The 19,434-nt window shown below is 68.4% G+C and carries 19 protein-coding genes; 5 read left to right on the forward strand and 14 right to left on the reverse strand.

Annotated elements, in window-relative coordinates:
- Positions 1-10: 10 nt before the first annotated feature.
- The 4 genes from RN729_RS11090 to RN729_RS11105 all read right to left on the reverse strand — a co-directional run bounded on the left by RN729_RS11090 (position 11) and on the right by RN729_RS11105 (position 5,132).
- Positions 11-2,578, reverse strand: coding sequence for a DPP IV N-terminal domain-containing protein (locus RN729_RS11090; RefSeq protein ID WP_310784766.1), 2,568 nt, complete (start codon positions 2,576-2,578; stop codon positions 11-13).
- Positions 2,579-2,739: 161 nt separating this feature from the next.
- Positions 2,740-3,147: a hypothetical protein gene (locus tag RN729_RS11095; protein WP_310784767.1), complete on the reverse strand. Its 408-nt coding sequence runs from the start codon at positions 3,145-3,147 to the stop codon at positions 2,740-2,742.
- Positions 3,148-3,459: 312 nt separating this feature from the next.
- On the reverse strand, positions 3,460-4,734 hold the full coding sequence (locus RN729_RS11100) for a hypothetical protein (RefSeq protein WP_310784769.1): 1,275 nt from the start codon (positions 4,732-4,734) through the stop codon (positions 3,460-3,462).
- 23 nt (positions 4,735-4,757) lie between these two features.
- A complete protein-coding gene (locus tag RN729_RS11105) occupies positions 4,758-5,132 on the reverse strand; it encodes a VOC family protein (protein WP_310784771.1) in 375 nt (124 codons plus the stop codon).
- A 120-nt stretch (positions 5,133-5,252) separates the two neighbouring features.
- Here RN729_RS11105 and RN729_RS11110 point away from each other — a divergent pair, with 120 nt between their 5' ends.
- Positions 5,253-6,392, forward strand: a complete 1,140-nt coding sequence (locus RN729_RS11110; RefSeq protein ID WP_310784773.1) for a diaminopropionate ammonia-lyase — start codon at positions 5,253-5,255, stop codon at positions 6,390-6,392.
- A 114-nt stretch (positions 6,393-6,506) separates the two neighbouring features.
- Complete coding sequence (locus tag RN729_RS11115; RefSeq protein WP_310784774.1) at positions 6,507-7,880, forward strand: dipeptidase; 1,374 nt, start codon at positions 6,507-6,509, stop codon at positions 7,878-7,880.
- 12 nt (positions 7,881-7,892) lie between these two features.
- Here RN729_RS11115 and RN729_RS11120 read toward each other — a convergent pair whose 3' ends face one another.
- The 10 genes from RN729_RS11120 to sufC are packed head-to-tail and all read right to left on the reverse strand — an operon-like array spanning position 7,893 to position 15,677.
- Positions 7,893-8,165, reverse strand: coding sequence for an OsmC family protein (locus RN729_RS11120; RefSeq protein WP_310784923.1), 273 nt, complete (start codon positions 8,163-8,165; stop codon positions 7,893-7,895).
- The gene (locus RN729_RS11125) at positions 8,166-8,360 is read right to left on the reverse strand and encodes a hypothetical protein (protein WP_310784776.1); all 195 of its coding nucleotides are present in this window, start codon (positions 8,358-8,360) and stop codon (positions 8,166-8,168) included. It lies immediately after the preceding gene.
- Positions 8,357-8,953 carry a CoA pyrophosphatase gene (locus RN729_RS11130; protein WP_310784778.1) on the reverse strand — a complete coding sequence of 199 codons (597 nt, stop codon included), beginning with the start codon at positions 8,951-8,953 and terminating at the stop codon, positions 8,357-8,359. Before RN729_RS11130 ends, RN729_RS11125 begins: the two co-directional genes overlap by 4 nt.
- The gene (gene rsgA, locus RN729_RS11135; RefSeq protein WP_310784780.1) at positions 8,950-9,903 is read right to left on the reverse strand and encodes a ribosome small subunit-dependent GTPase A; all 954 of its coding nucleotides are present in this window, start codon (positions 9,901-9,903) and stop codon (positions 8,950-8,952) included. The genes RN729_RS11130 and rsgA overlap by 4 nt, the downstream gene beginning before the upstream one ends.
- Positions 9,904-9,937: 34 nt before the next feature.
- Complete coding sequence (gene sufU / locus RN729_RS11140; protein ID WP_310784781.1) at positions 9,938-10,462, reverse strand: Fe-S cluster assembly sulfur transfer protein SufU; 525 nt, start codon at positions 10,460-10,462, stop codon at positions 9,938-9,940.
- Positions 10,463-10,466: 4 nt separating this feature from the next.
- The gene (locus RN729_RS11145; RefSeq protein ID WP_310784784.1) at positions 10,467-11,798 is read right to left on the reverse strand and encodes a SufS family cysteine desulfurase; all 1,332 of its coding nucleotides are present in this window, start codon (positions 11,796-11,798) and stop codon (positions 10,467-10,469) included.
- Positions 11,799-11,826: 28 nt separating this feature from the next.
- Positions 11,827-12,138 (reverse strand): non-heme iron oxygenase ferredoxin subunit, encoded by a 312-nt coding sequence (locus RN729_RS11150; RefSeq protein WP_310784786.1) that lies wholly within the window; start codon positions 12,136-12,138, stop codon positions 11,827-11,829.
- Entirely contained in the window at positions 12,135-13,466 is a 1,332-nt protein-coding gene (sufD, locus tag RN729_RS11155) for a Fe-S cluster assembly protein SufD (protein WP_310784788.1), read from the reverse strand. Before sufD ends, RN729_RS11150 begins: the two co-directional genes overlap by 4 nt.
- Positions 13,463-14,878 (reverse strand): Fe-S cluster assembly protein SufB, encoded by a 1,416-nt coding sequence (sufB, locus tag RN729_RS11160; RefSeq protein ID WP_310784792.1) that lies wholly within the window; start codon positions 14,876-14,878, stop codon positions 13,463-13,465. The genes sufD and sufB overlap by 4 nt, the downstream gene beginning before the upstream one ends.
- Before the next feature lie 25 nt (positions 14,879-14,903).
- The gene (gene sufC / locus RN729_RS11165) at positions 14,904-15,677 is read right to left on the reverse strand and encodes a Fe-S cluster assembly ATPase SufC (protein ID WP_310784794.1); all 774 of its coding nucleotides are present in this window, start codon (positions 15,675-15,677) and stop codon (positions 14,904-14,906) included.
- Between the two features lie 256 nt (positions 15,678-15,933).
- Here sufC and RN729_RS11170 point away from each other — a divergent pair, with 256 nt between their 5' ends.
- The 3 genes from RN729_RS11170 (at position 15,934) to RN729_RS11180 (ending at position 19,388) form a co-directional block, all read left to right on the forward strand.
- Positions 15,934-16,968, forward strand: a complete 1,035-nt coding sequence (locus RN729_RS11170) for a zinc-binding dehydrogenase (protein ID WP_310784796.1) — start codon at positions 15,934-15,936, stop codon at positions 16,966-16,968.
- The gene (glpD, locus tag RN729_RS11175) at positions 16,965-18,698 is read left to right on the forward strand and encodes a glycerol-3-phosphate dehydrogenase (protein WP_310784798.1); all 1,734 of its coding nucleotides are present in this window, start codon (positions 16,965-16,967) and stop codon (positions 18,696-18,698) included. Before RN729_RS11170 ends, glpD begins: the two co-directional genes overlap by 4 nt.
- Before the next feature lie 543 nt (positions 18,699-19,241).
- Positions 19,242-19,388: a hypothetical protein gene (locus RN729_RS11180; protein WP_310784800.1), complete on the forward strand. Its 147-nt coding sequence runs from the start codon at positions 19,242-19,244 to the stop codon at positions 19,386-19,388.
- The last annotated feature ends 46 nt before the right edge of the window (positions 19,389-19,434 follow it).

The following is a 19,434-nucleotide window of genomic DNA, read 5'->3' on the forward strand; positions in this document are numbered from 1 at the left end:
GGCGGCCGGATCAGCGGCTGCCCGTCTGCTCCTGCTCGACGTTCAGCTGCGTGATGTCCGGGCTCCACCGCGTATCGCCCAGCAGGTGCTTCACGAAGTACTCCGCGCGCAGCCAGAACCAGTAGTCGCTCATGTCCCCGTAACCGTGCCGCTGGCCGGGGAAGACGAAGTAATCGAAGCGCTTGTTGGCCCGGATCAGCGCCTCGGCCATGCGGTGCGTGCCGGCGTGGTGGACGTTGTTGTCGATGTCTCCCGTCGTGAGCAGCAGACGCCCCTTCAGGTTCGCGGCGAGGTCCGAGTTGCGCTCGATCTCGTACTCGAAGGTCACGTTCCCGCTGTCGTCAACGACTTCACGCACGCCGTGGTGCTTCTCCGACCAGTTCTGGTTGTAGACGTCGTTGTTGTGGTTCCCCGAGGATGAGACCGCGACCTTGAAGAAGTCCGGGTAGACGAGCATCGCCGCCGTCGACATGAAGCCGCCGCCGGAGTGCCCGTAGATGCCCACGCGGTCGATGTCGACGAAGTCGTGCCGGTCGGCGAGTTGCTCGATCGCGGTCTTCTTGTCCGCCAGCCCGTAGTCGCGGAGGTTCCCGTAGCCGTAGTTGTGGTACCACTTCGAGCGAGCCGGGTGGCCGCCGCGGTTCCCCACCGTGATCACGATCATCCCGAACTGGGCCAGCGCCGTCTCGTAGCGCGCCGTCGAGAACGACTTCGCAACGGCCTCCGTCTGAGGCCCGGGGTAGACGTAGGCGACGATCGGATACGTCTTCTCCGGATCGAAGTCGAACGGCTTGTAGATCACGCCGTACAGGTCGGTCACGCCATCGTCCGCCTTCACGGTGTAGGGCTCGGGGAAACCGTAGCCCGCCTCTTCCAGCTTCGAGAAATCCGCCGTCTCGAGGTCCATGATCCGGCGACCGTTCGCCGCGTGGAGCGCGGCCGCCGGGGTCGTGTTGACCCGCGAGTAGTTGCTGACGAAGAAGCGGTTCGACTCCCCCATCTCGACGCGGTGATCGAAGTCGCCGGGGTTCAGGATCGTCAGCCCGGAGCCGTCAAGGTTCACGCGGTACACGTGCTGGTAATAGGGATCCTCGCCTTCCTCGCGCGCGTTGGCCTGGAAGTAGACGACGCCGGCCGACTCGTCGATTCCGACGACCTGACGCACCGACCACGGACCCTCGGTGAGGCGATTGCGAAGCGTGCCGTCCGGCCCGAACCGGTACAGGTGAGCCCAGCCGTCCCGCTCGGACCACCACAGCATGTCGCCCGACTCGAGGAGTTCGAGCCGCTGGAACTCCACGTAGGTGTTGAGCCGCTCCTCGAACAGCACGCGTGCGGCGCCCGTCGCGGCATCCGCGACCATCACGTCCACGCGATGCTGGTCGCGGCTCTGCCTCACGAAGTGAAGTTCGTCCGAGCCGGGAGAGAGCCACAGCGAGCGGAACGGCTCCTCGCTGTCCGGATAGCGGAACTGGCGCGCGGAAGTCGTGAAGAGGCGGTGGTCCTTCCACTCCTCCGGCATTGCGACCTCGACCGTGTTCCGGTCCTGGAGGTCGTAGATGAGAAGCTCGGGCTGGCTCACGGTCTCCTCGCCCGGCATGTCGTACTTGTAGGACTCGAGCTCGGGCCGCTTGTTGCCGACCATGTGGATGACCCAGAGGTTCCCCACCTCGCGCCGGTCGCGGCGGATGAGGGAGAAGCGGCGTGAATCACGGGCCCACGAGATCGACACCCGCTTCCGCTCGTCCGCGTTCTCCTTCCGCTCGATGTCCGTATCTCCGCGCTCGAACACGGCGTAGCTGTAGTGCTCCTCACCGTCCGTCGTGAGCTGCGTCTCCTCGACCTCGATCCCCTCCTCCGCTTCGTCCGCCTCGTCCCCGCTCTTCCCGCGGCGCGCCTCGAGGAACTGCCGGTAGTCGTCCCCGCTCATCATGTGGAGGTTGTGGTCGCGGGCGAAGATGACCGTCTGGCCGTCGGGGGACACGCTGGCCCATGACGGATGATTGTCGGGCGCCTCCCAGTCCTCGAGTTCCCGCAGCACCCGCGTGTTCACGTCGTACTCGAAGTGGAACACCTTCTTGCGCGCGCGCCGGCGCTGCTGCTCGCCCTCCTCCTCCTCCTCGTCCAGCTCCTCCATCTCCGATTCCGTCTCGTCTTCCTCCTCATCCTGCGAGGACTCGACCTCGAACTGGAGCGTGTTCGCGTCGATGAACCTGATCGCGCGGATCGGGAGGTGCTGGCCGTCCCAGGGGTCGCGCGTGATGCGCGTGAGTTCGGCCGCGATGCGGTCGTTGTCGAAGATCTGCCGCTTCGTCCCCGCCACCGGATCCACGATCTGGTAGAAAGAACCGTCGGAGGTCTCCCATTCGTACCAGAAGGACTCCGAGCCTTCGATCCACTGCGGATCGACCGAGGTGGAGTAGACGAGATCCTGGATCTTGTACGGTGCGAAGCGCGCCGCGAGGCGGTAGTTCGCCGGGTCTTCCGCGGTCTCCTGCGCGGCGAGCGGCGCCGCGAGCAGGATCACGGCGGCGAACGGAAGGAAGCGGCGGAGACCGGCACGGTATACGGAGTTCATGGCAAGACTCGTGGTTGTCGTTTGGAGAGCGGGCGACGAGAGAACGTCGGAGAACGTGGAGGAGGTGCCGTGGCCTGTCCAGATGGGCGCACCCTGCCGGTGGGGGCCGGTCCGGACGACCGACCCCCGACAGGCAGAGGCTAGGTGAAGTTCGCCGGCGGCTAGTCGCCGCGTCCGAGCATCATGCCGACGACGGCGCCGGCCGCGCCCCACAGGACGCCGGTGACGACGACATCGACGACCACCGAGGCGAGCGTCGAAATGTTCATCGCGCCCAGCATCACGAACCCGAAGGCGACGGCGATGAGCGCGCCGAGCTTCGCGCCCGCCTGAGCGCCGCCGGCGACGTCCGTCGCGCCCTTCCAGCCCAGGGCGGTCGCGAGCACGCCCCCCGAGGCGAGCTGGCCTACGGCGATCCAGAGGAAGTCGGGAGACTCCTTGATGACGCCGGTGGCGGACCCCGCGTTGGCTGCGAAGAATCCGCCGAGCACAAGCTCATACAGTACGTAGCCCCCCACAAAAAGGACGACGGCACCGGCGACTGATGCGACGAGGCACTTCGTGTTCATGGCGTTACCTCCGCCTGAGGGTGGGTGGCCCCCCCTGACACGTCCCGTCCCCGATCCGGCGCAGGCCTGAGACCCGGGTGCCGTGACGCAGAACACCTCGGCTATTCGAACGCCGATGCATTCTTCCCTGCGGCGTTGCTCGCCTGGCAGACACGGACGCCTCGGCACTCTCGGTAGCTCGCCGATTCCGCGTCACGACACCAGCCTGCCGGATTCAGCATAGGAATCGCTAAAGGCAGCCGGCAAGAGCGATTAGATGGAAGAGCCCGCCGGAGCGGCGGCCAGCCCGCAGCAGGGCTTTGCCACGGGCTGCTAGAACCGGTCCAGCCGGGGGTTGACCACGTTGGAGTAGATCGACCCGAAGGTGTAGGAGAAGCCCACCGACACGCCGTACTCGAAGCCGCTCTGCAGGATGCGCTGCCGCAGGAGCACCTCCTCGGTGGTCGCGTCGCCGGCGGGCACGTTTAGCTGGTCGCGGATGCGCGAATAGTTCGCGTTCAGCCGCAGCGACAGGCCGCGGAAGATCCGGAAATCGGCCCCCGCGAAGGCCGTGAAGCGGTTCTTGGACGGATCGTGGAGGAACTGGGAGAAGGTGAGGAAGCCGTACGATTCGCCCCACGGCTGGCGGACGCTGAGACGGACTCTGAACCGGTGGTGGGGGAGGGCCTCTTCGTGCTTGAGGAATACGGTCTGCTCGATGTAGTCGTGATACCGGAGGCCGATCGTGTACAGAAAATTGAACTGCCTCCGGGTCGACTCCGAGTAGGGGAAGATGTTGTACTCCAGAGCCGGCCCCACCCGGAGCTGCAGGTCTTCGTTGGCGAAGCTGGAGTGTCCCACTTCGTACGCGGCGCCCGCCGACCAGTGATCCGACAGGCTCCACACGCTGAGTCCCTCCGCATCGTAGCTCTCGCGGACGCTCGTCACGGATGTCGTGTCCGAAGTCTCGAAGAGCCTCCGGTTGTAGCTCCCGCCGATCGAGAATTCGAGCTTCAGGGCGTCGGTCACGCGATCGGCCGAGAACCCGCCCCCGAGTTCGTACTCCTCGGTGCGCTCGTCCACCTCGAACTCGACGTTCGAGCGCAGCCGGAAGGTCCAGAAGTTCCAGGGGTCGTCCTCGGGTCTGGCCGCAGCCTCGCCGCCCTCCGCACCGTCGTAGCGGACGTCGATGTTGGCGGCCTGCTCCGTGCGGGCGATGTAGCGCAGCAGTCCCAGTTCGAGTACGCGCGCGACCTCGGTCAGCCGCTGCTCGACCGCGAGGTTGACGCGGGTCACCACCTCGAGCCGATCCGTGATCTCTGCGAACTCCTCCCGCCCGATGAAATCGAGCGTGAAGCGCTGGCCGCCGCTGCCCGTGCCTTCCGAGGTCATGAGGATGTGGACCTGCGCGTCCTCGCGGTCGCGCGTGTAGTTCACGTACGGTATCTCGCGCCGGTAGAAGTCGAAGTCGCACATGCCGCGGCCGCCGTCGCAGTCGAAGAAGACGCGGAGGGCGCCGTTGCCGTTGGCGATGGGCGTCACCTCCTGCGCGGGCAGGGGAACGGCGGCCAGGCAGGCCGCGGCAGCGAGAAAGGCCGAGAGCTTCACTCGAGGATATCCTTGACGGGCGGCTAGAAGAACTGGTCGATGAGGATCGGGTTGCCGTCGGGATCCTCGAGCACGACGTGGGCCGGCCCGGAGTCACCCGCCTCTTCCGTCCCCTGCGTGATCTCCACGCCACGTTCCCGCAGCGTCCGTTCGAGTTCCCGGACGTCCGTCCACGACTCCATCGGCTTTCCCTCGCGCGTGAGCCCCGGATTGAAGGTGAGGATGTTTTTCTCGAACATGCCGTGGAAGAGGCCGACCACGGTCCCTCCGTTCATCATGATCAGGTAGTTTGCCTCGGCGTCACCGCCCGTCTGCACGAAACCGAGCTTCTCATAGAACGCCTTCGAGGCGGCGAGGTCCTTTACCGTGAGACTGATCGAGAAGAGGCCGAGATCCAAGGGATCGCTCCGGGCTGTGGGCACTGTGGCGACGGTCGCCGGGAAACTGATGCTCCAGAGCCGCGCCGCCAACGGTGCGCGCCGAGACCGTCCGGCTCTCCGGTTCCGGCCATCCGCGCGATGAGCGCGCTCCGTCTTTCGCTCCGCTCACCGCAGCTGCGGCGCGAGGCCGCGGAGAGGATCCTCGATCCGTCCGCGGCCGCGACGGCCAGGGACGTGATCCGAAGCTGGCATGGATACGACGCGACGCCGATGGTAACACTGCCGGGGCTCGCCGCGTTGCTGGGAGTGGAATCGGTCCGGGTAAAGGATGAATCGTCGCGCTTCGGGCTCGGATCGTTCAAGGCGCTCGGCGGGGCTTTCGCGGTCCTGCGCGCGCTGCAGGACGAGATCGAGCGTCGGACGGGCACCCGTCCGACGGCGGCGGAGTTGCGGGCCGGGCATCCGCTGGCGACCGGGATCACGGTCACGACCGCCTCGGCGGGGAACCACGGCCGGTCCGTGGCGTGGGGAAGTGCCGAATTCGGCTGCCGCTGCGTGATCTTCCTTCCGGAAGACGCGATACCGGCTCGCGCCCGCGTGATCGAGGAACACGGAGCGAGAGTCGTCCGCGTACCCGGCGAGTACGACGGCGTCGTGGGGCACACCGACCGGGAGGCCGCGCGGCACGGCTGGATCGTCGTCTCCGACACGGCGTACGAAGGCTACGAGGAGACGCCGCGCCGCATCATGGCGGGCTACACGCTCCTCGCCGCGGAGATGCTGGACGACCTCGCGGATGCCGGCGCGGCGCCGCTCACGCACCTCTTCGTGCAAGCCGGCGTCGGCGGCCTCGCGACCGGGGTGTGCGGCCATTTCGCACAGGTGTGCGGCGAGGGGCGGCCGCGTTTCATCGCCGTCGAGCCGTGGTGGGCCGACTGCTTCGGCCGGAGCCTGCGACTCGGCCGGGCGAGCATCGCGGAACCGCCGTTCCACACCGCGATGGGCGGTCTCGCCGCCGGCGTCGCGTCGACGGTCGCCTGGGACTGTCTGGCGCCGCTGCTCGACGCGGCCATTGCGCTCCCCGAGCCCGCATGGACCGCCGGCGCCGAGGCGCTGGAGTCCGGTCGGCTGGGCGCCCGCATCATCGCGGGCCCGTCCGGCGCCGCCGGCGCAGGAGCGCTCCTCGCCCTCGCCCGCCTCCCCGGCCTGCGCCGGCTCCTCGGCCTCGACGCGTCCTCGCGGATCGGCGCGCTCGTCACGGAGCAGCGTTTCGACTGACCGCGGCCGCTTGCCGCAGGCCTCCTCGTCCGTATAGTCGATCACGCCGATCATCGAGTCGCACGCGCGAACCGCCACCGCACGCCGAGTCCCCTCGATCCGCCCGGGAGCCACATGTCCGATTTCGCCGCCCATATCGACCGCGAACTGCCTCGCTTTCACGACGAACTGAAGGCCTTTCTACGCATTCCGAGCATCAGCACCGATCCCGGACATGCGGACGACGTCCGCGCCTGCGCGGATTGGGTCGCGGAGCACCTCCTCGCGGCCGGGATGCACGAGGCCGAGGTCATCGAGACCGGGGGGCATCCCATCGTCGTCGGCGAACGGATCCACTCGGCAAAGGCCCCGACCGTGCTCGTGTACGGGCACTACGACGTGCAGCCCTCGGAACCCGACGAGTTGTGGACGAGCCCGCCGTTCGACCCGGAAGTCCGCGATGGCCGCCTGTACGCCCGCGGATCGATCGACGACAAGGGGCAGGTCCACATGCACATCAAGGCGCTCCAGACGCGCCTGGCGTCCGGGGCGGATGTCCCCGTCAATCTCAAGCTCGTGATCGAGGGCGAGGAGGAAGTGGGGAGCCGCCACCTCGCGGCGTTCCTCCACGAGCACGCCGCGCGGCTCGCCTGTGACGCGATCCTCGTCAGCGACACCGGGATGTTCTCCCCGGAGTTGCCGTGCATCACGACCGGACTGCGGGGCATCGTCTACACCGAGATCAACGTCCACGGCCCCCGGTCGGACCTTCACTCCGGTACCTACGGCGGCGCGGTCGTGAACCCCGCCAACGCGCTGGCCGCCATCCTCGCCGGGCTCCGCGACGAAGATGGCCGGGCCACGGTGCCGGGATACTACGAGGCGGTTCGACCCATCAGCCCCCGCGAGCGTGCCGATCTCGAACGCCTCCCCATGGATGAAGAGACGCTCCGGAGGGGCGTCGGCGCACCGGCGCTCGGCGGGGAAGCCGGGTTCTCCGCGCTGGAGCGGCTATGGTATCGCCCCACGCTCGACGTGAACGGGCTGCTCAGCGGCTTCACCGGCGAAGGCTCGAAGACCGTCCTCCCCTCGCATGCGATGGCGAAGGTGTCGATGCGGCTGGTTCCGGATCAGGACCCGGCGCAGGTGGTCGAAGCCTTCGAGGCCCGCGTCCGCGAACTCGCGCCGGAGGGCGTGACCGTCGAGATCCAGCGCTCCCACGGCGGCGCGCCGTGGGTGGCCGACACCGAACATCCCGTCTTTGACGCCGCCTCCGCCGCGCTGGAGTCGGGGTTCGGCGCGCCGCCCGCCTACATCCGCGAGGGCGGCTCGATTCCCATCGTGCAGGAATTCGAGGAGACGTTCGGCGCTCCGGCGCTCCTCATCGGCTTCGGGCTTCCGGGAAGCAACATGCACGCCCCGGACGAGTGGATCGACCTCGAAGTCTACCGAAAGGGGATCGCCGCCCTCGCCGACCTCTACGGCCGTCTCGCCGACCCACTCGCCTGAGCCGCCGCGAGTTCAGTCGACCGGGACGACGTCGAGCTCCGTCGTGATGTCGATGCAGCCGGAGAGCGTTCGGTAGACCGGACACTTCGGCGGATGGGCCTCGAACGCGCGCCGGATCGCATCGGCGTGCGCTTCATCCGCCTGCAGACGGTATCGGGCCCGGATCCGCCGGATCACGAGCACGCCGTCGTCCGTCTCGACCTCGCCCTCCACGTTCGCCACCAACCGTCCTTCATCCGCCTTGACGCCGCGCGCTTCCAGCGCGCCCCCGAAGGTTCCGGCCAGTCAGCCGCCGGTCGCGGCGATGACATAGTCGAGTGTCGTGGCGATGTCGCGGTTGTCGCGGACGCCGTAGTACTCGGCGACCGCGGAGTGGACGCCGAAATCGACTGGCGCATCCGTGGCCGGGATCTCTGCCGTGCGGTACGGACCCTTCTGTCGCACGATCTTCACGTGCGAGCGGTAGACGACTTCACTCATTGGCCGGTTCTCTCCGTGATGATGTCGAGGAAGTTCATGACGACGCGGTGCGTGAGCCCCCAAATGGCGTCGTCCTCGTACAGGATGGAGGGCCACACATGTTCGTGGCCCCCATCGGGATAGCGGACTTCCGAGCGCAGTGCCGGATCGCGCAGCGCGCGGAGCGGAGCCCACACATGATACTGCACTTCGGCGTTCGTCGAGACCCGTGCGTCCTCCCCGTGCCACGCGACGAAGGGGGAGATGAGGATCGACGGGATCCGGCGCGTCACCGGGTGCAGGTCGTCGAGCCGTCCGAGGAACCCGTTGCGCGGAAGATCGAGCCCCACTTCCTCGCGCAACTCGCGGCGCGCCGTCTCCAGGAGATCGGCGTCCGCCGCGTCCCGGTGCCCGCCGGGAAGCGCCATGTGGCCGGACCACGGGTCGCCGGGGAGCTCCGCCCGACGGACGAAAAGCACTTCCAGGTCGCGACCGCGCGGACGGACCACGAGGGTCACGGCCGCGTGGCGCTCCGCCGCCCCGGGGTCGACCTCGGTGTGACCCGCCGTGACCAGCCGATGAGCGACCCGTGCCGCGCTCCAACCCTCGCTCACCGACCCTTCTCCGCCTCGTCGAGGAGGCGCAGATAGCTCTCCAGCCGCCTCCGGCCGATCCTCCCATCCTCCACGGCCGCGCGAACCGCGCAGTCCGGCTCCACCCGATGCCGGCAGTCCGCGAACCGGCAGGCGTCGCTCATCGCGGCGATCTCGACGAAGCCCCCCGAAAGTTCCGCCGGATCCAGCTCCCACAGCGCCAGGTACTGCAGGCCGGGTGTGTCCGCCACGTAGCCGCCCCCCGGATATCGATAGAGCGCCGACGCCACGGTCGTATGCCGCCCCCGCCCCCGCCGCTCGCTGATCTCGCCCACGCGCAGGTCGAGTTCCGGCACGATCGCGTTCAGCAGGCTCGACTTTCCCACGCCCGACTGCCCGCTGAGCACCGTGATCCGCCCCGCGAGGCGTTCCGAAAGCGCCCCCAGTCCCGCCCTCGACTCGACGCTCGTCCGCAGCGTCTCCACGCCGAGCGCCGCGTACTGTTCGAGGCCGTCCCCGGGTGCCGGCTTCCCGGCCGCCGCGCCGGAACTCGCAGCGTTTGGCACAGGCTCCGCGAGGTCCGTCTTGTTCACGACGAGGAAGGCATCGATGCCGCTCAGCGCCGCGAGCGCGAGCAGTCGGTCCACCATGAGGAAGTCGGGATCGGGCGCCGTCACCGAGACGACGACGGCGACCTGGTCCACGTTCGCCACGATCACCTGCTCGCGCCGCTTGGAGACACCGTGCCGGGAGAGCGCGCCGCTTCGCGCGCGAAGCCGAACGATCCGCATCTCGTCGCCGACGCGTTCCATCTCTACGAGGTCGCCGACCGAAACGATGCGCGAGTCCGTCCGCTTCAGGCGCCCCCGCAGCGAGGCCCGGACTACCGTCCTGGAATCGTCGACGTGATAGACCCCACCCGCGATCCGCAGCACGCGGCCAACGGTAGCGGAGGGGCCGCCGGAGCTCACGCCGAGCTGCGGCTTCCGTCCGGAGTCGCGGAGTTCACCCGGAGCCGCCGTCGGCGTCCGTCCCGTCGCCCAGCTCCTCGAGACAGTTCCACGCCAGCAGCGCGCACTTGATGCGGACCGGAAACTTCGAGACCCCCGCCAGCGTGCGCAGATCGCCGAGGTCGTCGTCCGACAGCAGCGCTCCGTCTCCGTGCAGGAGGTGCGTGAACTTCCGGGAGAGTTCCAGCGCCTGCTCGAGCGATTTGCCCCGCACGCGTCCCGTGAGCATCGACGCCGACGCCAGGCTGATCGAGCACCCGCGGCCCAGAAAGCGCGCCTCGGCGATGCTCCCCCCTTCCACGCGCAACATGAGTTCGATCACGTCGCCGCAAAGGGGGTTGTTCATCGTGATCGCGTGCGTGGCTCCGTCCAGTTGCCCCTTGTTCCGGGGTTTCCGGTAGTGATCGAGGATGACTTCCTGGTACAGCTGGTTGAGCGACGAAGGGATTTCCCGGTCGATCGGCCCGGGCGTGGCAGATTGTCCCGAGGAGCTCGGCGTCGTCGGACGGGGTTCGATCATGGATTCAGGCGATGCCGCCGAAGACTTCGGCTGCCAGGGCGAGCCCTTCGCACAGCACGTCGATCTCCCGCGGCGAATTGTAGAAGTAGAAGCTCGCCCGGGCCGTGCTGCTGATCCCGTAGTGGTCCATCAGCGGCTGGTTGCAATGGTGCCCCGCCCGGATCGCGATTCCCCGCTGGTCGAGGATCGTGGAGAGGTCGTGCGGATGTATGTCACCGTAGGTGAAGGAGAAGACCGCGGTCCGCCCTTCGCGCGGGCCGTACAGGTGAAGCCCTTCGATCTCGTCGAGCCGCTCGAAAACGGCGCGCTTCAGGGCGTCTTCGTGCGACGCGATCGCCTCCGATCCGAGGTCCGCGAGGAAGCGGGCGGCTTCGCCGAAGCCCACGACGCCCGAGATGTTGGGCGTTCCGGCCTCGAACTTGTGGGGAACCTTCGCCCAGGAAGATCTTTCGAGTTTCACGTCGGAGATCATCTCGCCCCCGCCCTGATACGGGGGCATCTCCTCCAACAGTTCTCTCCTAGCCCACAACGCTCCGACGCCGGTAGGGCCACACATCTTGTGGCTGCTGAACGCGTAGAAGTCGCACCCGAGCTTCGCCACATCGGTGAGCATGTGGGGCGCGGCCTGCGCTCCGTCGATGAGCGTCAGCGCGCCGGCGGCGTGAGCGCGGTCCACGATCTCGCGGACCGGATTGACGGTCCCGAGGCTGTTGGAGACGTGCGTACAGGCGACCAGCCGGGATCGCTTTCCGAGGAGCCGGTCGTAGTCGTCCAGATCGAGCGTGCCCTCGGGCGTGACGTCGACGAAACGGAGCTTGCACCCCGTGCGGCCCGCGAGCAGCTGCCACGGCACGAGGTTCGAATGGTGCTCCATCTTCGTGAGCACGATCTCATCGCCCGCGCCGATGGACGCGTCCCCCCAACTCGACGCGACGAGGTTCACCGCCTCCGTCGTGCCGCGCGTGAAGACGATCTCCGCCGGATCTCTCGTCCCCGCATGCGCCGCCACCGAACGGCGGGCGCCCTCGTAGGCCTCCGTCGCTTCGGCGCTGAGCTGATGCACGCCACGGTGCACATTGGCGTGTTCCTCGCGCAGATAGCGCTCGACCCGGTTCAGCACGCGGAGCGGCTGCTGCGAGCTCGCCGCGTTGTCGAGGTAGGCCAGGGGGTGGCCGTGGACTTCCCTCGAGAGAATGGGGAACTGGGCCCGGATCGCCGCGAGATCCCAGCCGCCGTCCTCCGAAACGTCACCCGCATCGCCGTGCCCGGCCGCCTCCGGGGGGCGCTCTGACGCCAAGGTGCCCGTCGCCTGCTTCGTATCCGTCATCTCCGCCATCGGGCCCCGGTCCTCGGCTGGGTCCGGCTCAGCCGAGGTCGACCTGAATGTCGTCCCCGTCGATCCGCACGTCGAAGCGTCGAACCGGCATGACCGCCGGGAGCGCCCTCGGCGCGCCGGTCGCCAGATCGAAGCGCGCCCCGTGGAGAAGACAGGTGATCTCGCCCGCCTCGACCTCGCCGTCCGAGAGCGGGAACTCTTCGTGGGAGCAGCAGTCCTCGAGCGCGTAGACCTCACCCCCGCTGCGGATGAGGGCGATCGCCAAGTCCTCGGCCATCACCCCGCACGTTCCGTTCTCCGGCACGTCGTCGACCCTGGCCACCGTGACGAATCGGCTCATAGCCCGATCTTCTCCTCGATCGCTTCGCGTACGCGCGCGCGGACCCCCTCCATCGGAAGGCGCCCGAGCACCTCATCGAAGAAGCCGAACACGAGCAGGCGCTCCGCTTGGCGCCGCGTGAGACCGCGGCTCATCAGATAGAAGAGCTGCCCGTCCTCGACCTGTCCGATCGTCGCCCCGTGCGAGCAGCGCACATCGTCGGCCTCGATCTCCAGGTTGGGAAGCGCGGAGGCATGAGAGCTCTCGCTCAGAAGCAGATTCCGGTTCGTCTGATAGGCGTCCGTGAGCTGGGCTCCCTTGTCGACCCGGATCAACCCGCGGAAGACGCTCGACCCGGCATCCGTCAGCGCCCCCTTGAACAGCAGATCGCTGTGCGCGTGCGGTGCCGCGTGATGCTGCAGCGTGTGGTGGTCGAAGTGCTGGTCGGAGTCGCCGAACCAGAGTGCGAGCATCTCGCTGTCGCTCCCGGGCCCGTCGAGACGGCTTGTGACGTCCGCCCGCGAAAGGTCGCCCCCGAGCGCGACGTTGAAGGTCACGACGCGCGAGTCGCGGCCCGCGGTCACGTGCTGCGTCGAGAACCGCTTCACGCCCCGGCCGAAGCGCTGGAGCGCGACGTACTCGATCCCCGCGCCCCCCTCGCCGGTGATCGTCGCCCCGTGAAGCGAGACCGTCTCCGCATCGAGGTCGCCGGAGAGGAACTCGTCGATGACCGCGGCCCGGGCACCGGACTCCGCGTACACGAACGAATGTGCGGAGGAGAGCGTCCCCGCCCGCTCGACGATGTGGAACGCGTGGATCGGCGCCGGCATCTCCACGCCGCGCGGAACGTAGAGGAAATAGCCTCCGCCCAGGAGAGCGAGGTGCAGCGCCCAGAGCTTCTCCTCCGCGGGGCCCGGCTGCGCCTCTAGCAGCGCCCGCCTCAGCACCTCCGGATGCCGATCCGCCGCGTCGCGGATCGACGACAGGACCACGCCGCTCCGCGCCACCTCGGGTTCGAGTTCGAGGTGCGCGACCCGCCCCTCCCGCAGCACGACGACGCCCGCCCGCTCCCCGGAGCGTCCGAGCACCTCCCGCACGTCCGCCGACAGCGCTTCCGCCGTCGCGGGTGCCGGGACCACCGGCGTGAGCGCCTCGAAGCCGACCTTCGCGAGGTCCGTGTACCGCCATTCCTCCGACTTCTTCGTCGGCCAGGGAAGGGCGGTGAACCGCTCCCATGCGGCGGCCCGTGCCCCCGCGAGCGCTTCCGGCTCCGTCAGCGCGCCGGCAAGCGTGTCGAAATCCGCCGCGGCCAGCGTAGACTCCGCCGGCCCGGCTGTCATCGTGCTCATCCGACCGATCCCTCCATCTCCAGCTCGATCAGCCGGTTCAGCTCGATCGCGTACTCGAGCGGCAACTCCTTGGCCACCGGCTCGATGAAGCCGCGCACGATCATCGCCATCGCCTCCGCCTCGTCGAGCCCGCGACTCATCAGATAGAAGAGCTGCTCGTCGCCGACCTTCGAGACCGTGGCCTCGTGCCCGATCGACGCCGTGTTCTCATCGATCTCGATGTAGGGGTAGGTGTCCGTCCGCGACGTCTCGTCGAGCAGCAGGGCGTCGCACTCGACGTTGGACTTCGCGCCCTCGGCGCCGTCGTACACCTTGCACAGTCCGCGGTACGAGGAGCGCCCGAGCCCCTTCGAGATCGACTTCGACGTGATCTGGGACGTCGTGTTGGGGGCGGCGTGGATCACCTTGCCCCCCGTGTCCTGGTGCTGACCGTCCCCGGCGTACGCGATGGAGAGGATCTCGCCGTGCGCCCGCTCTCCGACCAGATAGCACGACGGATATTTCATCGTGAGTTTCGAGCCCAGGTTCCCGTCGAGCCACTCCATCTTCGCCTCCTCGTGCACGAGCGCTCGCTGCGTGACGAGGTTGTACATGTTGTTCGACCAGTTCTGGATCGTGGTGTACCGGAAGCGCGCGCCCTTCTTGACCACGATCTCGATGACGCCGGAGTGGAAGGAGTCCGTCGAGTAGACCGGCGCCGTACAGCCCTCGATGTAGTGGGCTTCGGCCCCCTCTTCGCAGATGATCAGGGTGCGCTCGAACTGGCCCATGCGCTCCGCGTTGACCCGGAAGTAGGCCTGGAGCGGGATCTCCACCTTCACCCCCTTCGGGATGTAGACGAACGACCCGCCCGACCACACGGCCGAGTTGAGCGCCGCGAACTTGTTGTCGTGCGTGGGGACGACGGTCGAGAAATACTGCCGGAACAGCTCCGGGTGCTTCGCGAGTCCATCCTCGATCGACTCGAAGATCACGCCCTGCTCCTCCCACTGTTCCTTCAGGGAGTGGTAGACCATCTCGGACTCGTACTGGGCCCCGACCCCGGCGAGCGCCTTACGCTCCGCCTCTGGGATCCCGAGCTTCTCGAACGTGTCCTTGATCTCCTGCGGGACATCGTCCCAGGACCGCTCCATCTGATCCTGCGGCTTGAGGTAGAAGTAGATCTCGTCGAGCGTGTCCTCGAGCTTCGAGAGATCCCCGCCCCACTTCGGCATCGGCTTGGAGTAGTAGACCTCGAGCGCCTTCAGCCGGAAGTCGAGCATCCATTCCGGCTCTTCCTTGTGAAGCGAGATCTGGCGCACGATGTCGCTGGAGAGCCCGGGGACGGCCTTGAAGACGGGCTTGTCCTCCGTGACGAAGCCGTACTTGTACTCGTCGAGCCCTAGCCCGGTGATGGTCTCGTTCTGAGGCATGGTTCTTCCACCTTCCCTTACGGAATCAGACGGTCGCCGCCGCCCGCTGAAGCCAGTCGTATCCCTCGGCTTCCAGCTTGTCGGCGAGCGAGGCGCCGCCGCTCTCCGCGATGCGGCCGGCCATCATCACGTGCACGATGTCCGGCTGGATGTAGTTGAGGATCCGCTTGTAGTGCGTGATGAGCAGCACCCCGAGCGCCTCGTCGGCCTCCGACAGGCGGTTCACTCCGCGGGCCACGACCTTGAGCGCGTCGATGTCGAGTCCGCTGTCCGTCTCGTCCAGAACCCCGAGTGCCGGCCGAAGCACGGCCATCTGCAGGATCTCGTTCCGCTTCTTCTCACCGCCGGAGAAGCCGTCGTTCACATACCGGGTGGCGAAGCCCGGGTCCATCTTCAGCATCTCCATCTTCTCCGTGAGCGTGCGCTGGAACCCGAACACGTCCATTTCTTCGCCCTCGCCCAGCCGCGAGTTGACGGCGGTGCGCAGAAAATTGGCGATCGAGACGCCCGGGATCTCCGCCGGATACTGGAAGGCGAGAAAGATCCCCGCGCGGCTCCGCTCATCGGGCTCCAGCTCGAGGACATCCTCCCCCTCGAACAGGATCTCGCCGGCCGTCACCTCGTACGCCGGGTGGCCCGCGATGACCTTGGCGAGTGTGCTCTTGCCCGAGCCGTTGGGACCCATCAGCGCGTGCACTTCGCCGCGCTGGAGGTCCAGGTCGACGCCGCGGAGGATCTCCCCCTCCACGCCTTCGACTTTCGCCCGGAGTCCGCGTATCGACAGAAGCGGTTCTGACATTCGTGTCCTCTTGGTGCGAAAGGCCGGTCACCCAGGGGCGCCGGCCTGGAAATACAGCGTTCAATTCAAGATGAACCGATAACGATTATCGGCGGGACAAAGTACGCGGCGGACGACCCCTTATCAACCCTCGTTGAGACCCGTTCTCAACCGTTGTGCCCCGACTGCGACGCGCTTGCGACACGATGGTCTCCCGTCCGCTTCGAGCATCGGCGGCCCGCTGCACTCACTGCGGCGCAACCGTAGGTTGGCGGCCATGAAAGCGGCCTACTTCGAACGACACGGGGGGCCCGACGTCATCCGCGTCGGCGACCTGCGCGAACCGGCGGCGGGTCCGGGAGAGGCGGTGATCCGCGTGCGCGCGGCGGGCCTCAACCACCTCGATCTGTGGACGCGGCGCGGCCTGCCGGGACTCACGCTGAAGATGCCGCACATCGGAGGGTCGGATGTGGCGGGCGAGATCGCGGCGACGGGGGACGGAGTGGAGGGCTGGGCGGCCGGCGACCGGGTCGCGGTAAACCCGGGCCTCTGGTGCGTCCGCGCCGACTGCGAGTGGTGCGCGCGCAACGAGCACCCCCTCTGCACGACCTACCGAATCCTCGGCGAGCACGTGCCCGGCGGCTTCGCGGAAAAGGTCGCGGTTCCGGTGCGCAACCTCGTCCGACTGCCCGACGGCTTCCCGTTCGCGACGGCGGCCGTCGCGCCCCTCGTATACCAGACGGCATGGCGCGGACTCCTGTCGCGGGGGCGGCTGGCGCCGGGAGAGACGGTCCTCGTCACCGGGGCCTCGGGCGGCGTCTCCACCGCCGCGATTCAGATCGCGAAACACCACGGGGCGCGGGTATTCGCGGTCACGAGCGGACCCGACAACGTCCGGCGCGTGGAGGCGCTCGGAGCGGACCTCGTCATCGATCGTCTCGAGGAGGATTTTTCGCGGCGCGTCTGGATGGAGACGGGGAAGCGCGGCGTCGACCTCGTCCTCGACAGCGTGGGCGCGGCGACGTGGGAGGGCTGCGTCCGCGCGTTGGCGCCTGCGGGCAGGATGGTCGTGTACGGCGCGACGACCGGGCCGAAGGGCACGCTCAACATCGCGCGCCTGTTCTGGAGCCAGACATCGATCATGGGGACCACGATGGCGACGCGTGCCGAGTTCGAGGCGGTGATGGCACTCGTGCTGGACGGTACCCTCACGCCGGTCGTCGATGACGTGTGGCCGCTCGACCGGGCGCGCGAGGCCCACGAGCGGCTGGAGGCGGGCGGAGTCTTCGGGAAGCTCGTCCTCGAGCCGTGACCCCGGCTCCGGGGCGCGCGGAGCGGTTCCGGAGCCTCGCGGAGACCGCCTTCGACATCCTCGTCATCGGAGGCGGCATCTCCGGCGCGGCCGTCGCGCGCGACGCGGCCCGCCGCGGATTTCGCACCGCTCTCGTCGAAGCGGCGGACTTCGCGTCGGGCACGAGCAGCCGTTCTTCGCGCCTCGTCCACGGCGGCCTGCGCTACCTGGAGCACTTCGAGTTCGACCTCGTGTTCGAGGCGAGCCAGGAGCGGCGGACGCTGCTCCGGATCGCGACCCACCTCGTCCGGCCGCTGGAGTTCCACTTTCCGATCTTCCGGGACGGCCGCATCGGCCGGACGAAGCTGGACGCGGGGATGTGGCTCTACGACGCGCTCTCGCTGTTCCGGAACATCGAACGCCACCAGATGCTCGACACCGAGGCCATGCTCGCTCGTGAACCGGGGCTGCGCGCCGAGGGGCTGCTCGGCGGCGCGCGCTACTACGACGCCCAGGTCGACGATGCGCGACTGGTCGTCACGACCATCGTGGCGGCCGCCGAGGCCGGCGCGACCGTGGTCAACCGGGCCGAGGTCGTGCGCATCGACGCCTCCGACTGGCCGGGCCACCGGGCGCTGGTGAGAGATGCGGAGGGCGGGCGGGAGGTGGGAGTCGACGCCCTCGCGATCGTCAACGCCACCGGCGCGTGGGCCGAACAGACGCTCGACCGCGTCAGCGCGGGCCCCCCGGGACCCGGCCCGGGCGACGGCGCGGCGCCCGCCGTCCGCATCCGGCCCTCGCGCGGGACGCACATCCACATAGCCCGCGAACGGGTAGGGCACTCCGGCGCCCTGATCTTCGAGGCGCCCCAGGACGGTCGCGTGATGTTCATCCTCCCGTGGCGGGAGGACCTGACGCTCATCGGGACGACGGACGAGTTCTTCGACGGCCCGGCGCACGAGGTCGCGGCCACTCCCGGGGATATCGCCTACCTGCTCGAGGCCACCCGTAGCCTGCTCCCCGCGTCGAAGCTGGGACCGGAAGATGTGATCAGCGCCTGGGCCGGCCTGCGGCCGCTCGTGGCGCCGCCCGCGGACGGCGCCGACGAGGGCGCCGAGGAGGGCGCCGTCTCGAGGGAGTTCGAGGTCCATCAGCATCCCCCAGGCATCTTCACCCTGAGCGGGGGAAAGCTGACCTCTCACCGGCACATGGCCGAGGCGACGCTGGATCGCGTGCAGGCGTTCCTTGCGCCGGCCGGCGTGAAGGCGATTCGGAAGGTGGACACGGACAAGGTTCCGCTCCCCGGCGCGCGATTCCGGGATCTGGAGGCGCTCCGCAGCCGGATCCGGGCACGTGCCCGCTCGCAGGGACTCGAGCGCGCTTCCGCCGACCGGCTCACGCGCGCGTACGGGACGAGAGCGAACCGGGTGCTCGACCTCGTCGATCGAAATCCGCGGCTCGGCGAGAGGGTCGTCGCCGGGAGGCCGCACCTTCTGGCCGAAGCGGTGTATTCGGTGCGGAGCGAGATGGCCCTTCACGTCGAGGATATTCTCTTCCGGCGGATGCGGGTCGGCCTCGAGACGCGCTCCGGGACGCCGGAGGCGGCGCGCCGCGTCGCCGAAGTCGTGGCCCCGGAGCTGGACTGGACAACCGAACGACGGACGGAGGAAGTGAAACGGGCGCTGGACTTCAGGGCGGCGGACGACGGCGCGATCCGTGAGCTGGCGGCCCGCGCGAAGGAGGACCGCTGAACGGGCGGCCATGCCGGTGGGGCCACGTTCTCTTCGGCCTTGCGTGGCTCGCGGCGGCGTGCGCCCCGGCCGAAGACACGTCCGATTCGTCCGGCGTCCCGCCCGATTCCACGCCGTCCGCCGAGGCCGCGGCGGTTGCCCCGCTCCCGGGCGAGGGTCCGACCCGCGAATATCGGATTCTCCTCGTCAACCCGCTCGACGTTGACGCGTACGTCTTCGCCGCCGCGGGGGCGGGAAGCGTCGCGCTCGATACCGTGCCGCGCCGGGATTCGGTCCGGGTGAACGTTCGGGTGCGCGCCGATCTCGTCCGCCTCGAGGCTCGGGATGCGGAAGGCATACTCCTGGCGGCGACCGACCTCGCGCTGGCCGGGGATACCCTCAACCGCTGGGACATCGAGGCTGACTCTCCCATCCGACGTGTCACCATCGGGCCCGAGAGTTCGTTAAATGGCAGGAAGGCCTTATACTATGGGAGCGATCTGTGTCCGGATCCGGCGTTGGGTGCGGCGTTAGGTGCAGGGACGATGGGGGAGGGGGAACGCCATGAAGAAGCTGAGGATCGCGCTGGCGCTCGTCGCGAGTATCGCGATGATCGTCGTCGGGCAGCGTCAGGTCGGCCAGAAGGATGTGCGGACGCAGAAGGCCGACGTCCAGGGGTTCGATTCCGAGAACGAGGCCTTGTTCATCTAGCTCGACGGCCGGCGGCCTCGCCGGTCCTACCGTCCGAAGCACCGTT

It is taken from the genome of Candidatus Palauibacter polyketidifaciens, assembly GCF_947581785.1.
GTDB classification, from domain to species: domain Bacteria; phylum Gemmatimonadota; class Gemmatimonadetes; order Palauibacterales; family Palauibacteraceae; genus Palauibacter; species Palauibacter polyketidifaciens.